General features: G+C 56.5%; 9 protein-coding genes and 1 tRNA gene. 2 read left to right on the top strand and 8 right to left on the bottom strand.

Translation table 11 applies throughout. The features are described 5' to 3' along the window. Positions 1-124 precede the first annotated feature (124 nt). Complete coding sequence (gene metH / locus QWI16_RS08325; protein ID WP_302712339.1) at positions 125-3,835, top strand: methionine synthase; 3,711 nt, start codon at positions 125-127, stop codon at positions 3,833-3,835. Between the two features lie 146 nt (positions 3,836-3,981). After that, positions 3,982-5,082, top strand: coding sequence for an acyltransferase family protein (locus QWI16_RS08320; RefSeq protein ID WP_302712338.1), 1,101 nt, complete (start codon positions 3,982-3,984; stop codon positions 5,080-5,082). A gap of 63 nt (positions 5,083-5,145) precedes the next feature. On the opposite strand, the gene QWI16_RS08315 is transcribed toward QWI16_RS08320, so the two are convergent. The 8 genes from QWI16_RS08315 to pyk all read right to left on the bottom strand — a co-directional run bounded on the left by QWI16_RS08315 (position 5,146) and on the right by pyk (position 14,407). Then, positions 5,146-6,384, bottom strand: coding sequence for a glycoside hydrolase family 5 protein (locus tag QWI16_RS08315; RefSeq protein WP_302712337.1), 1,239 nt, complete (start codon positions 6,382-6,384; stop codon positions 5,146-5,148). Positions 6,385-7,016: 632 nt separating this feature from the next. Further along, positions 7,017-7,104: transfer RNA gene (locus tag QWI16_RS08310), tRNA-Ser, on the bottom strand. 189 nt (positions 7,105-7,293) lie between these two features. Continuing rightward, positions 7,294-7,485, bottom strand: coding sequence for a carbon storage regulator CsrA (gene csrA, locus QWI16_RS08305; RefSeq protein ID WP_302712336.1), 192 nt, complete (start codon positions 7,483-7,485; stop codon positions 7,294-7,296). 240 nt (positions 7,486-7,725) lie between these two features. Continuing rightward, positions 7,726-8,961 carry an aspartate kinase gene (locus tag QWI16_RS08300; protein ID WP_302712335.1) on the bottom strand — a complete coding sequence of 412 codons (1,236 nt, stop codon included), beginning with the start codon at positions 8,959-8,961 and terminating at the stop codon, positions 7,726-7,728. A gap of 152 nt (positions 8,962-9,113) precedes the next feature. Next, complete coding sequence (gene alaS, locus QWI16_RS08295) at positions 9,114-11,714, bottom strand: alanine--tRNA ligase (RefSeq protein WP_302712334.1); 2,601 nt, start codon at positions 11,712-11,714, stop codon at positions 9,114-9,116. Positions 11,715-11,770: 56 nt separating this feature from the next. Then, positions 11,771-11,968 carry a Trm112 family protein gene (locus tag QWI16_RS08290; protein WP_302712333.1) on the bottom strand — a complete coding sequence of 66 codons (198 nt, stop codon included), beginning with the start codon at positions 11,966-11,968 and terminating at the stop codon, positions 11,771-11,773. Positions 11,969-12,060: 92 nt separating this feature from the next. Further along, complete coding sequence (locus QWI16_RS08285) at positions 12,061-12,885, bottom strand: M23 family metallopeptidase (protein WP_302712332.1); 825 nt, start codon at positions 12,883-12,885, stop codon at positions 12,061-12,063. An 85-nt stretch (positions 12,886-12,970) separates the two neighbouring features. Further along, entirely contained in the window at positions 12,971-14,407 is a 1,437-nt protein-coding gene (pyk, locus tag QWI16_RS08280; protein ID WP_302712331.1) for a pyruvate kinase, read from the bottom strand. Positions 14,408-14,417 lie beyond the last annotated feature (10 nt).

Below are 14,417 nucleotides of genomic sequence, written 5' to 3'. Positions count from 1 at the left end.
TGGAGCCCGGGCACACTGAGTGCATACAGGCCCTAGTGGTCAATCCGGCAGGCCCCGGCCCGCGATTACTGGTAAAATCGCGGGCTTTGATTCGCCCAACCCCGAGACAACAGGTTTTCCCCGCATGAGCGCATTGAATCGCGACCAACGTATTGCCCAGTTAAAACAAACCCTCACCGAGCGCATCGTCGTGCTCGACGGCGGCATGGGCACCATGATCCAGAGCCACAAACTCAGTGAGGCCGAATACCGCGGCAAGCGCTTTGCCGACTACCACCGCGACGTCAAGGGCAACAACGACCTGCTTAACATCACCCAACCCGAGCTGATGAAGCAAATCCACCGGGACTATCTGGAAGCCGGCGCGGACATTATCGAGACCAATACCTTTAACTCCACGCGCATTTCCATGGCCGATTACGGCATGGAGGAGCTCGCCTATGAGCTGAACCTGCAAGGCGCACGCATCGCCCGCGAGGTCGCCGACGAGCTCACCGCCGCCACACCGGACAAACCCCGCTATGTCACCGGCGTACTCGGCCCGACCTCGCGCACCTGCTCCATCTCTCCGGATGTGAACGATCCGGGCGCGCGTAACGTGACCTTTGATCAGTTGGTTGAAAATTATATCGAAGCTACCAAAGCGCTGATCGAAGGCGGCTCGGACCTGATTTTGATCGAGACCATCTTTGATACCCTAAACGCCAAGGCGGCCATATTTGCGGTGCAAGAGGTCTTCAGCGAGCTGGGCTTTGAACTGCCGATTATGATCTCCGGCACCATTACCGACGCCTCGGGGCGCACCCTCTCCGGGCAAACCACCGAAGCTTTCTATAATTCGCTGGCCCACGCCAAGCCACTGTCTATCGGCCTAAACTGCGCCCTGGGTGCGAAGGAACTGCGCCAGTATGTGCAAGAGCTGTCGCGCATCGCCAATTGCTACGTCTCGGCCCACCCCAATGCGGGGCTGCCCAACGAATTTGGCGAGTACGATCAAGAGCCCGAAGAAATGCAGGCGATTATTGATGAGTTCGCCAGCTCCGGGTTTCTCAATATTATTGGCGGTTGCTGCGGCACCCGCCCCGATCACATACAGGCCATTGCCGAGACAGTCGCCCCGCATGCACCACGCGTCATACCCGAGATTGAACCCGCCTGCCGGCTCGCTGGCTTGGAGCCTTTTAACATCACCCGCGACTCGCTGTTCGTCAACGTCGGGGAGCGCTGTAATGTCACCGGCTCAGCTCGCTTTAAGCGCCTGATCGTCGAAGAGGACTACGACACGGCGCTGGAGGTGGCGCTGGAGCAAGTCGAAGGCGGCGCCCAGATTATCGATATCAACATGGACGAGGGCATGCTCGATGCCACCGCTGCCATGACCCGCTTTTTAAACCTGATCGCCGGTGAACCGGATATAGCGCGCTTGCCAATTATGGTGGACTCGTCCAAGTGGGAGGTCATTGAAGCTGGACTGAAATGCATCCAGGGCAAGGGCGTGGTCAATTCCATCAGCCTCAAAGAAGGCGAAGACGAGTTTATTGAAAAAGCCCGCCTTTGCATGCGCTACGGCGCCGCCGTGGTGGTGATGGCGTTCGACGAAACCGGACAGGCGGATACCGCCGCCCGCAAAAAAGAAATCTGCGAGCGCTCTTACCGGGTGCTGGTCGACAAACTTGGCTTTCCACCGGAAGACATTATTTTTGATCCCAATATCTTTGCCGTGGCCACCGGCATTGAAGAGCACAACAACTACGCCGTTGACTTTATTGAGGCCACGGCGTGGATTCGCGAGAACCTGCCGCACGCCGGCATATCCGGCGGCGTTTCCAATGTGTCGTTTTCCTTTCGCGGCAACAACCCGGTGCGCGAAGCCATCCACTCGGTCTTTTTATACCACGCCATTAAAGCGGGCATGAGTATGGGGATCGTCAACGCCAGCCAGCTGGCCGTGTACGACGACTTACCGCAAGAGCTGCGCCAAAAAGTAGAAGACGTCATTCTTAACCGCAGCGATGGTGCCACCGAAGCGCTGCTCGATATTGCCGAAAAATACCGCGAAGGCGGCAGCGACTCGGTCAAAAAAGAAGACCTGGAGTGGCGCAGCTGGGATGTCAAAAAGCGTATTGAGCACTCACTGGTCAAAGGTATCTCCGCCTATATTGTCGAGGACACCGAGCAGGCCCGACAGCAGGCAGAGAAGCCTCTGGATGTGATCGAAGGACCACTGATGGACGGCATGAACGTCGTTGGCGACTTGTTTGGTGCGGGCAAAATGTTTCTGCCGCAAGTGGTGAAATCCGCGCGGGTAATGAAACAGTCGGTGGCCTATTTGCAGCCCTACATCGAGGCAGAAAAAGTCGAGGGCGCCAAGCCTAACGGCAAAATACTCATGGCGACTGTCAAAGGCGATGTGCACGACATTGGTAAGAACATTGTCGGTGTTGTCTTGCAGTGCAACAACTTTGAAGTGGTGGACCTGGGCGTAATGGTGCCCGGTGAAAAAATCCTGCAGACCGCGGTGGAGGAAAACTGCGATATCATCGGCCTGTCAGGCCTGATCACCCCGTCACTGGATGAAATGGTCAGTGTTGCCCGTGAAATGGAGCGCCAGGGCATCAACAAGCCGCTTCTTATCGGCGGCGCCACCACCTCCAAGGCACACACCGCGGTCAAGATTGATCCGGTACTGAACATCAATCAGGCGGTCTATGTTGCCGATGCCTCGCGCGCAGTTGGTGTGTGTTCGACACTGCTGTCGGACACGGCGCGGGACAAGTACGTCGCGGATATCAAAGAGGAATACGAGGCAGTGCGCGTACGCAATGCCAACCGCAAACCTCGTGGCACCCTGCGCAGCTACCAGGCGGCGATTGAGCACGGCTTTAAAGGCGACTGGGACAACTACGACCCACCGGCACCGAGCTTTACCGGCATCAAAGTGTTTAACGATTACCCCTTAAGGGATTTGCTTGACACCATCGACTGGACGCCGTTTTTTATCAGCTGGGATCTGGCCGGTAAATACCCGCGCATTCTCGAGGACGAGGTGGTTGGTGAGGCGGCGCGCAGCCTGTTTGACGATGCCCAGTCTATGCTCAACAAGCTGATTGATGAAAAGTTGATTCAGGCACGCGCCGTAATTGGCTTTTGGCCCGCCAATACCGTCAATCACGACGACATTGCCGTTTATAGCGAAGATGGCAAAGAGCTGGCGCGCCTGCACCACTTGCGCCAGCAACAGCAAAAGCCCGGCAACCGCAAGCCCAACTTTTCCCTGGCCGACTTTGTTGCCCCCAGCGACAGCGGCAAGCAGGACTACATCGGCGGCTTTGCCGTCACCGCTGGCATCGGCGCCGAAGAGCTGGCCAAAAAATACGAGGCCAAAGGTGACGACTACAACGCCATTATGGTGAAGGCTCTCGCTGACCGGCTGGCCGAATCGCTGGCTGAACATATGCACCGGCGCGTGCGCAAGGAGTTCTGGGGCTACGACCAGGGCGAACAACTCGATAACGAGGACCTGATCCGCGAACGCTATAGGGGCATTCGCCCGGCACCCGGCTACCCCGCCTGTCCGGATCACACAGAAAAAGGCACCTTGTTCACACTGCTGGACGCTGAGAAAAACATCGGCATCACACTCACCGAACACTTCGCCATGTATCCCACAGCCGCTGTCTCCGGCTGGTACTTCTCGCACCCTGAATCGGAGTACTTCGCTATCGGCAAGGTCGAGAAGGATCAGGTGCAATCACTGGCAGAGCGCAAAGCCATGCCACTGGCCGATCTTGAGCGCTGGCTGAGCCCGGTGCTCGGTTATGAGCCGGAAAAATAAACCTTGAGGACTCTAAGGCCTCGCAGAGCGAGGCCTTAGAGTGTAAAAGACGTTAAGTAATCCTTTACCCAGACTTTCCTATCATTACGCCGTCTGAGACGGGACCGCCCTAGAATGTTGGCCAATAACATCCTTGAGGCAAAACCGTGTCAGCAACCCACAAAACCTCCATTCGCTTTTACGAAATAGACCTGTTGCGGTTTCTCTCCGCCGTAATGGTGGTGCTATTCCACTATATCTACGTCAGTAAGCGCGACGACATGACACCGCCTCTGGAATTTCACCGCTATATCGACTGGGGGCACTACCTCTACGTTGGCATCAACTTCTTTTTTATTATCAGCGGCTTTGTCATTTTGATGAGCGCGCGCGACCGGCAGCCGGGCGCTTTTTTTATTTCCCGCGTTGTGCGACTCATGCCCGCCTACTGGTTCTGCGTGGTGGCGACCAGTATTGCCATTATCGTCTTCAACCAGCCGGGCATCACTGTGGCGCTGGATCAATTTTTTGCCAATCTCACCATGGCCCACATCGGCCTCGGCTATGACCACATTGATACGGCCTATTGGACGCTCTGGCTGGAGTTGAAGTTCTACGCGGTTATCTGGCTGCTGTGTTTGTTGGGCTGGCTTAAGCACATTGCCCATTTGCTGCTGGTCACTTTGATTGCCTCCATCGCCGCCTTATCGACCCCTTACGCCGAGCAGTTTGATCGCTTCGGCAATATGTTTATTTACGCTTTTCCTCACTGGTGGGGTTACTTTGCCTGCGGTTGTACCTTTTATCTCATCCACCGCGATGGCTTTTTGCCCTACTACCGTCTATTGCTTGGGCTATCGTTGATTTTCGTGCTTCTGCAAGCAGCGGTTTTCGGCAAGATTATGGCCGGCTGGTTTTCAGAACCGTTTAACCCTTGGGTTTTGGCTGGTTCTAACCTGCTGTTTTTTGCATTTTTCTGCGTCATTGTGTTTGCGAAAAACAATCCATTAAGACGCAAGTCATTTCTCTATCTGGGTGTACTCACCTACCCGCTCTATTTACTCCACCAATACATCGGCTATCTCTGGCTCACCTACATGAGTGACAAGGTTGACCACGAGTTATTGCTCTGGGGAACCCTGGCGGGAATGTTGCTAATGGCGGTTTTCGTTTACCGTTTTATTGAAAAGCCCTTGGCACCGCATCTAAAGCGATGGCTGAAAAAGCGAGTGCGTTCTCCTGGGGGCCAGGGCCAAGGCGCCGGATAAACACCAGTGCAGTGCTTTGTTGCGCAGCGTTTGGAAAACGCTGCGCAACAAACTTCACCCCAATTAGCGCGCTTGCAATGCGCGGGTAATGGCCTCAACAATCGCCGGGTAGACCACCTCACCCGTAGCACGATTAAACAAACCACTGCCGCCGTCACCCGTGTAACCTGCGTCCCAGTAGACGGGCACTAATCCATGAGTCACCGCCGAGGCTGTCACATACTGGTTCCAGTAAACCCGGTAGGCCTCGTGCCAGGGCACCTGAAATCGGCTCATGGCCCCGTACTCGCCGAGAATAACGCCCACCCCCTGATCGACGAAGCGCGACTTCATTCTGCCAAACTGCGCATCCACATGGGTCTCATTGGCCCAGGGTTCGCTCAGTGAGGCATCTTCAGCTCTGTCGCCCCACTGCGTCACCTGGCTGTCGGGGTTCAGGGTAAAGTTGTAGGGGTCGTAATAGTGCACTTCTACCAGAAGCTTATCGTCAGCCGGATCCTCGGGCATCTCAAAGAAATTCAGGGTGTGATCGATGTTGGTATTAAAGCCCTGCACCACCACAAACCGCTCGGTGTTATTGCCTCCGGTGGCTCTGATGGTGTCTACACAAACTTGGTTAAAACCATTTTGCACGGTGTAGTACTCTTCGGTGGGAGTTCCATAATCCCCCTCCACCAAGACCTCATTGGTACAGGCAAAGAGCAGCGCCGAACCAAAAGCGGAGAAACGCTCGGCAATCTGCTGCCACATGACCGCCAATCGCCCGCGCACATAGTCCTGTTCGGCGTAGGTGGGCTGCATCCAGCCACCATCCCAGTGAATATTCAGCATCACGTAGAGCTCTGCGTCCAGCGCATAGGTCACCACCTCATGCACACGTTCCATCCAGGCCGGCTCAATGGAGAAGCTGGCTTCATCGCTGAACCGACTCCAGGCCACAGGAATACGAACGGTGTCGAAGCCCGCCGCTTTCACCGCCTGCAACAGCTCTGGGGTGGTGATGGGGTTGCCCCAGGCAGTCTCGCTGCCTAAGGCCTCCAAGGTGTTGCCAAGATTCCAGCCCACACCCATCTCCCGGGTCAGCTCGACGCTGCTCATGCCCGCCATTGAGACAGCACTGGAGCTGGATGAAACAAGACTCGATTGAGAGACGGAAGACTCACTGGAAGAGGAGGACACCACGGCTTCACTGCTACTGAAAACTCCGGGCGCGGATGACTTTGAAGGGCCACCACCACTGGAGCCGCAGGCACAAAGAGCTAACAGCAAGCCAGTCAAAAGGGTTAAACGGTAAATGGACACGGGATACTCCTGAGTTATTATTCTGACGCCACCCACTGTACCGCAATTAATTTTATATTTAAAATAAATTTTTACCTGTGAGCCAAGCTATCGGATTTTACCCGCTTAAAAGTGTATCGAAGCGGTAAACCTTGATCGTCTCCAGCCCAGCCCTTCGAGCTCGCAACACTCTGCTCAAGACGCTCCTGGCGCTTTCGCGGTTCTATATCGGGTTTGATATGCAAAAATGCTCAACTGCAGGAGGCACAAGATCGGCCGAACGCCTCCTGCCAGCCTTGTGTGCGTAAAAAAACCGCCAGAGGTGCAATACCCTTGGCGGTTTTCGATGTATGGCGGAGAAGGAGGGATTCACATGGGCGCGCCCATGCGCCCAGCCCTTCGGGCTCGCTGAGCTCGATGCAAAACGCTCCTGGCGTTAGTAACCGGCCACATCCATGTACCCGCCTTCGGGCTCGCTGCGCTCGGTGCAAAACGCTCCCGGCGTTTTGTCGACCCTCTATCGGGTTTGATGTGCACGGATGCACAAATGCCGCGACTGCAGGAGGCACAAGAGCGGCCGAACGCCTCCTGCCAACCTTCTGTGCATAAAAAAACCGCCAGAGGTGCAATAACCCTTGGCGGCTTTCAATGTATGGCGGAGAAGGAGGGATTCGAACCCTCGATACCGTTAGGTATACTCCCTTAGCAGGGGAGCGCCTTCGGCCACTCGGCCACTTCTCCGTTGCAATGTGTCTCAGCGACAGGCCCGTGGGCGTCTCGTCAACTGGGGCGGCATCATACCATATTTGGCAGAAATTCAAAGGCTTAAGCGTTTAAGCCCTCGGTTTTTTGCGGCACTTGGTGAGAGCTTCACCAAGCTGCATAAAAAAACGGCAACTCAAGGTTGCCGTTTGTCCAGTCTCTATCCCGTTAACCGAGATCTTCTTCCTGGTTTTGCTTTTCACGCTGAATGCGCTGGTAAATCTCTTCACGGTGAACGGCGATATCTTTTGGCGCATTAACGCCAATACGTACCTGATTGCCTTTCACTCCGAGCACGGTCACGGTGACTTCATCACCAACCATAAGGGTTTCGCCAATACGGCGAGTCAAAATCAACATAACAATCTCCTTAAATCCATCCTGTAGCTACGCGGCCGTGATTCCCGTATCCACTGCCGCTAAACGCCCCCCTGATGCGAAATCACAACTGCCTGCCTGTCGCAGGTCTCAAGTGCTGACACTCTCAGTATTGCTCATTTTTCGCAAAACGGGGAATTGCCCCCATAAAATTTTACGGATTTTTTCAAACCCGGATCATCCGTTTTCTCGCGCACAGTGAGCCGCAAAGTGACTCAGTGATCAAGCCTGTGCAGATTCGGCGTCCAAGCCGAATGCGCTGTGCAAGGTTCGCACAGCCAACTCTAAATACTTCTCGCTGATGATTACCGAGATTTTAATCTCCGAGGTGGTGATCATCTGAATGTTAATACCCTCTTCGGCCAGCGCCGTAAACATGGTAGAGGCCACACCCGCGTGTGAACGCATGCCCACGCCAACAATAGATACCTTGGCAATGCCATCGTCACTGATCACCTCGCGCGCGCCGATCTCCTGGGCAACGCCAGCGAGCAAATCCACAGCTTTTTTCATATCACCGCGATTGACGGTAAAGGTCAGATCCGTCGTATTATCCGCGCCGACGTTCTGTACGATAACATCCACCTCAATATTCGCCTTACCCACCGGTGCCAGAATTTTAGAGGCAATTCCTGGGGTGTCGGGAATACCGGCCAGAGTAATCTTGGCCTCATCGCGGTTAAAAGCGATCCCGGAGACAACGGGCTGTTCCATAGTGCTATCTTCCTCGTCGAGGGTAATCAAAGTGCCGGGGCCGTCCTTAAAGCTGGACAACACCCGCAGCGGTACATTGTATTTGCCGGCAAACTCCACAGAGCGAATCTGCAACACCTTGGAACCCAGGCTGGCCATTTCCAGCATTTCCTCAAAGGTGATTTTCTCAAGCCGGCGGGCCTTTTCTACCACCCTCGGATCGGTGGTGTATACGCCATCCACATCGGTGTAGATCTGACATTCATCGGCCTTGAGCGCCGCCGCCAGGGCAACCCCGGTGGTATCGGAGCCACCGCGGCCCAGCGTGGTGATATTGCCACTGTCATCCACACCCTGGAAACCCGCGACCACCACAACACGGCCGGCATTGAGATCAGCGCGCATATTCGCCTCATCAATCTCCTGAATCCGGGCCTTGGTGTGGGCACTATCGGTGAGAATACGCACCTGGGAGCCAGTATAAGAGCGCGCATCGCAACCGCGCTTTTTCAGCGCCATGCACAACAGGGCGATGGTCACCTGCTCGCCGGTGGAGACGAGCACATCCATCTCTCTCGGGTCGGGCGTTTCCTGAATGTCCTTGGCCAGGGCAATCAGGCGGTTGGTTTCACCGCTCATGGCGGACACTACCACGACCATATCGTGTCCTTGGGCCCTAAACCCGGCAACTTTCTCAGCTACCGCTTCAATGCGCTCGATGGTTCCTACAGAGGTGCCACCGTATTTCTGTACCAATAAGCTCATTCCCGGCCTATTCCTCACATTTCCCGTGAAATTGACGCATTTATCTGCATGATCGCAAAAAGGCGGCAATTAAACACCAAACTAAGACAAATGTTAATCAGTTTGTTGCCTGTTCAAACACTTTTTTACAGTCAAACCGACTTTAAGCAAACTTATCCAAGGTTTTCCTTGACCCAAGGCACTACGCTGGCAAGCGCAGCGTCGATAGCCGCCACGTCGCTGCCACCACCCTGCGCCATATCCGGCCGGCCACCGCCCTTACCGCCGACCTGCTCGGCCACGTATCGCATGAGCTCGCCGGCCTTAATCCGGGCGGTAGCGTCTTTGGTCACCCCGGCGACCAGAGCGACCTTACCCTCGTCCTCGGCAGCCAAGAGCACAACGGCAGTACCCAGCTTGTTTTTCAGTTGATCGGCGCTATCGCGCAGTGACTTGGCATCGGCCCCTTCGAGCTTGACGGCCAGCACCTTGATACCGGAAACCTCTACAGCCTCAGCCACCAGGTCGCGGCTGCCGGCGCTGGCCAACTTGGTCTTCAGAGCGGCCAGCTCCTTTTCCAGCTTGCGGTTTTGGCCCACCAACTGCTCGAGCTTGTCCACGAGCGAGTCAGGGCTCGCCTTGATCAGCGCCGCCGCGCGCCCGAGGCGCTGCTCAGCGGTGTCAAACGCCGCCAGCGCCGACCTGCCGGTGATGGCCTCAATCCGGCGCACGCCAGACGCAATGCCCGACTCACTGACAATGCGCATTAAGCCGATATCACCAGTGCGCTTGACGTGAGTGCCGCCACAAAGCTCGACCGAGAAACGATCGGTACCCATGCTCAGCACGCGGACTTGTTCGCCATACTTTTCGCCAAACAGCGCCATAGCGCCTCTGGCCTTGGCAGTCTCCATATCACACAGCTCGGTGGTGACTTCTGTGTTGGCTAAGATTTGATCGTTGACCATGCTTTCAATGCGCTTGAGCTCCTCGGCCGTGACGGCTTCAAAGTGGGAAAAATCAAACCGCAGCCGCTCGGAGTCCACCAGCGAGCCTTTCTGCGTGACATGCTCGCCCAACACTTGACGCAGCGCCGCGTGCAGCAAGTGCGTCGCAGAGTGGTTGAGCGCCGTGGCTCCACGCACACCGGCATCCACCTGGCCACTCAAACGGTCGCCCTGGCTCACCTTACCGTGCAGTACCCGGCCGATATGGAGAAAGTGCGCGCCTTGTTTAATACAGTCGCGCACCTCAAAGCGCACACCATCAGCCTCCAGGTAACCGCTGTCGCCCACCTGACCACCGGATTCGGCGTAAAACGCCGTGCGATCCAGCACCAAGGCAGCGTCATCGCCCTCTGACAGCTCAGTCACAACGGCGCCGTCGCGCAAGATGGCGAGTACCTGGCTGTCCGCATTCAGCTCAGTGTAGCCGCTGAAAACCGTAGCGGGCACATCCAGCGCCGCCTGGGTGTAATCGACTTTAAAATTACCGGCCGCACGCGCGCGCTGGCGCTGGGCTTCCATCGCCGCCTCATAGCCTGAGTGGTCAATGGTCAGCTCGCGCTCGCGAGCGATATCCGCTGTGAGATCAACCGGAAAACCATAGGTATCGTAAAGGGTAAAGACAACTTCACCGGGAATTTGACGGCCGCTCAGTGCGCCAAGGGCCTCTTCAAGCACCGCCATGCCTTTGTCGAGGGTCTTGGCAAACTGCTCCTCTTCGGCGAGCAGCACCTTGGCAATTTGACTCTGGCGCTCTTTAAGCTCCGGGTAAGCATCGCCCATGACTTCGGCCAGCGCTGCCACCAAAGTGTGAAAGAATGCCTGACTCTGACCCAACTGATGACCGTGGCGAATGGCGCGGCGGATAATGCGGCGCAGCACGTAACCGCGCCCTTCATTGGAAGGCAGAACACCGTCGCTGATCAAAAAAGCGCTGGAGCGGATGTGATCGGCAATCACGCGCAGGGACTTGTTTTCAAGATCCGAAGCACCGGTAGCCGCCGCCGCGGCTTTCAGCAGGTGCTGGAATAAGTCGATTTCATAGTTGGTATGTACGCCCTGCATGACGGCGGCAATGCGCTCCAACCCCATTCCGGTATCGATGGAGGGGTTGGGCAAAGGTTTCAACTCGCCGCTGCTCTGGCGCTCGTACTGCATAAACACCAGATTCCAGATTTCGATATAACGATCGAGATCGTCGTTTTCACTGCCGGGCGGGCCACCGGGCACATCGGTGCCGTGATCGTAAAATATCTCGGAACTGGGGCCACAGGGGCCGGTATCACCCATCTGCCAGAAGTTGTCTTCGTCCAGGCGGGAGAAACGCTCGGCGCTGACACCGACTTCCTTCAGCCAGATATCCGCTGCCTCGTCGTCCGAGACGTGGACGGTGATCCACAGGCGCTCCGGGGGCAGCTTGAGTACGCCGGTGAGAAACTCCCAGGCAAAGGCGATGGCATCGCGCTTGAAATAATCGCCAAAGCTGAAGTTGCCCAGCATTTCAAAAAAGGTGTGGTGACGGGCGGTGTAACCGACGTTTTCCAAATCGTTATGCTTACCACCGGCACGGACGCAACGCTGCGAACTGGTCGCCCGGCTGTAATCGCGCTGCTCGCCGCCCAAAAACACGTCCTTGAACTGGTTCATGCCGGCATTGGTGAACAGCAAGGTCGGGTCATTGCCCGGTACCAGCGAGCTGGAAGGAACAATGCTGTGGCCCTTGGACGCAAAGTAGTTTAAAAAGGCATCGCGAATTTCAGCGCTCTTCATAGTGTTTCCGTTGGTCAGTCTAATACGATCGGTTGCTTGAGGTGCAAAGGCGGGAGTTATTGATGTTTGTGCGCCTGCTTTTCTTCATCGCTCAGCGTCCGGGCTTCGGATTCCAGCATCACGGGAATACCGTCACGTACTGGGTAGGCCAGACCGCTCTCCCAACACACCAGCTCGGAAGCCTCGCGGTCGTACTCAAGCTCGCCTTTACTCACGGGGCAAACCAGTATGCTGAGCAACTTTTTGTCAATCATTCCTCTGTAACCTCAGATTGGCCCGGGCCTCAAGCCCGGTTAAGGGGCGCTATATTACACCGCCTGCGCCCCCGTGTCTCTGTGCTGCCGGCTTATTGCGCACTGGGCATCGGGCCTACCAGCACCGTGGGGTCCACTCGCTCATCCAGCCAATTCATTCGCCAGTCCAGATGCGGACCTGTCGCCCGTCCGGTGGCGCCGACCTCGGCAATCGCGTCTCCCTGGCCGACCTCATCACCCACAGCCACAAAAAGCTTAGACAGGTGGATAAACGTGGACGAGAGTCCGTGACCATGGTCGATAATCAGCGTGCCACCGGAGTAGAACAAGTCGGGCTCGGCTAGTGTCACCACGCCAGCTGCCGGGGCAACGACCCGCGTGCCCGTGGGAGCGGCAATGTCTACGCCATAATGCGGTGCGCGCGGCTCGCCGTTATAGACGCGCTGCGATCCATACACCCCTGTGATGGGGCCGATTAACGGCCATTTAAAGGCCTGCATAAAGTCCGTAGCCTCGCGCTCGGTTTGACGCGCCAACCAGACCTTCTCCGCCTCTTTGCGGGCGCGCTCACGCTGCTCCTGTGAGGGCGTCACCGTTTTCTGCGGCACGCCCTCTATGCGCTGAATCCGGTAATCGCGCCGGGCGATATCGTAGACGTTTTCCCAGGATTGCCCTTGATAGCGAATTGCCAATGTAGCCGTCGGCTCGGCATCGCGCCCAAGACCAACCACAAATTCGCCTTTGGGACCGATAGCGATGTTTTTACCGTTAAAGCGCACCTCGCTGCCGGGCACCGCCTTGCCGCGCACAATACCGCCCTGCTGCCAGCCACCGTCCAGCTCCAGCAACAGAGATTCACTCGCCCCGACCGAACCCGCCACACACCAGAGCAGAAAACACAACGCCAAACGCCTCATAACAGCCTCTCGTCCAAATCCGTTGCCACATCATATAAAAAAACGGCAGCCGAAGCTGCCGTTTTAAAACTATGGTGATCATAGTTTAATCGCCAACACGTAGCACCTTCATGGTATTGGTGCCGCCGAGCTGGTTGCTATCGCCAGCGGTCAGAATGACCAGGTCACCTTCCACCAGCACGCCCTTGTCTTTCAAAATATCAATGGCGCGAGTGTAGTCTTCCTGACAGGGCACCGCATGAGTGTCAAAAGGCACGGGCTGCACACCGCGATACAGAGCCACGCGGCGCTGGGTATCGATGTGGCGCGAAAAGGCAAAGATCGGCAGGGAGGACCCCACCCGCGACATCAGACGCGGCGTCGTGCCCGACTCGGTCAAGGCGATAATCGCCTTGGCGCCTTTCACATGGTTGGCGGTATACATGGTGGCCAGGGCGATGGACTGGTCGATAGAGCCAAACTCTTCATCCACCCGGTAGGTGTCGTAGCTCGCTTGAGGGTGCTTTTCGGCGCCGACAATCACGCGCGCCATGGCCAGCACTGTCTCCACCGGAAAATTACCGGCCGCCGTTTCGGCTGAGAGCATAACCGCATCGGTGCCGTCGAGCACCGCGTTGGCGACGTCAAAGACTTCGGCGCGGGTCGGCATAGGTGAGTTGATCATCGACTCCATCATCTGAGTCGCCGTAATCACCACTTTGTTCTGAGCGCGGGCGCGGCTGATGATGCGCTTTTGCACACCGATCAGTTCTTCGTCACCGATTTCCACACCCAGATCACCACGCGCCACCATAACAGCGTCACTGGCCTCGATAATGGAGTCGAGGGTCTCGTCATCGGCCACCGCTTCGGCGCGTTCGATTTTTGATACCAGCCCCGCCTTACCGCCGGCTTCTTGCAACAGCTTGCGCGCGGTGTTCATATCAGCGGCGCTGCGCGGAAAAGACACAGCCAGATAATCAACATCGATTTCAGCCGCTGTTTTGATGTCCGCAAAGTCTTTCTCGGTCAGCGCTGGTGCCGTCAAGCCGCCGCCTTGGCGGTTGATGCCCTTATTGTTCGACAAAGGACCGGCAACACTGGTGGTGCAGTGCACTTGAGTGCCGTCAATTTTGTCCACGTCCAAAACAACGCGGCCATCATCCAGCAACAGCTTGTCGCCCGGTTTGCAGTCACCCGGCAGCTCTTTGTAGTCGATTCCCACACGCTCGGCGTTGCCGGCGTCGCGGTCAAGTGCCGCATCGAGAATGAACTTGTCGCCGATGTTCAGGCGAATCGGACCATTAGCGAAACGGGCGATGCGGATTTTCGGCCCCTGCAAGTCACCCAGCACCGCCACATAGCGGTTGTGCTTGGCGGCGATACGGCGCACGGCCTCTGCGCGGTTTTTGTGATCTTCCGGTGAGCCGTGGGAAAAATTCAGGCGGACGACATTAACGCCCGCGAGAATCAGCTTTTCCAGAACCTCTTCCGACTCGGATGCCGGGCCCAGCGTACTGACGATTTTGGTACGGCGTAACATAACCTTCTCT

It is taken from the genome of Gilvimarinus algae (assembly GCF_030518215.1).
Classification (GTDB): Bacteria; Pseudomonadota; Gammaproteobacteria; order Pseudomonadales; family Cellvibrionaceae; genus Gilvimarinus; species Gilvimarinus algae.
The sequence above is the reverse complement of the archived record's forward strand: the minus strand, read 5'-3'. Positions and strand labels throughout refer to the sequence as shown.

Bases quoted from the DNA above. Each gene is read 5' to 3' on its own strand.
- QWI16_RS08285 (WP_302712332.1), bottom strand. From the start codon at position 12,885: ATGAGGCGTTTGGCGTTGTGTTTTCTGCTCTGGTGTGTGGCGGGTTCG.
- metH (WP_302712339.1), top strand. From the start codon at position 125: ATGAGCGCATTGAATCGCGACCAACGTATTGCCCAGTTAAAACAAACC.
- QWI16_RS08290 (WP_302712333.1), bottom strand. From the start codon at position 11,968: ATGATTGACAAAAAGTTGCTCAGCATACTGGTTTGCCCCGTGAGTAAA.
- alaS (WP_302712334.1), bottom strand. From the start codon at position 11,714: ATGAAGAGCGCTGAAATTCGCGATGCCTTTTTAAACTACTTTGCGTCC.
- QWI16_RS08300 (WP_302712335.1), bottom strand. From the start codon at position 8,961: ATGAGCTTATTGGTACAGAAATACGGTGGCACCTCTGTAGGAACCATC.
- csrA (WP_302712336.1), bottom strand. From the start codon at position 7,485: ATGTTGATTTTGACTCGCCGTATTGGCGAAACCCTTATGGTTGGTGAT.
- pyk (WP_302712331.1), bottom strand. From the start codon at position 14,407: ATGTTACGCCGTACCAAAATCGTCAGTACGCTGGGCCCGGCATCCGAG.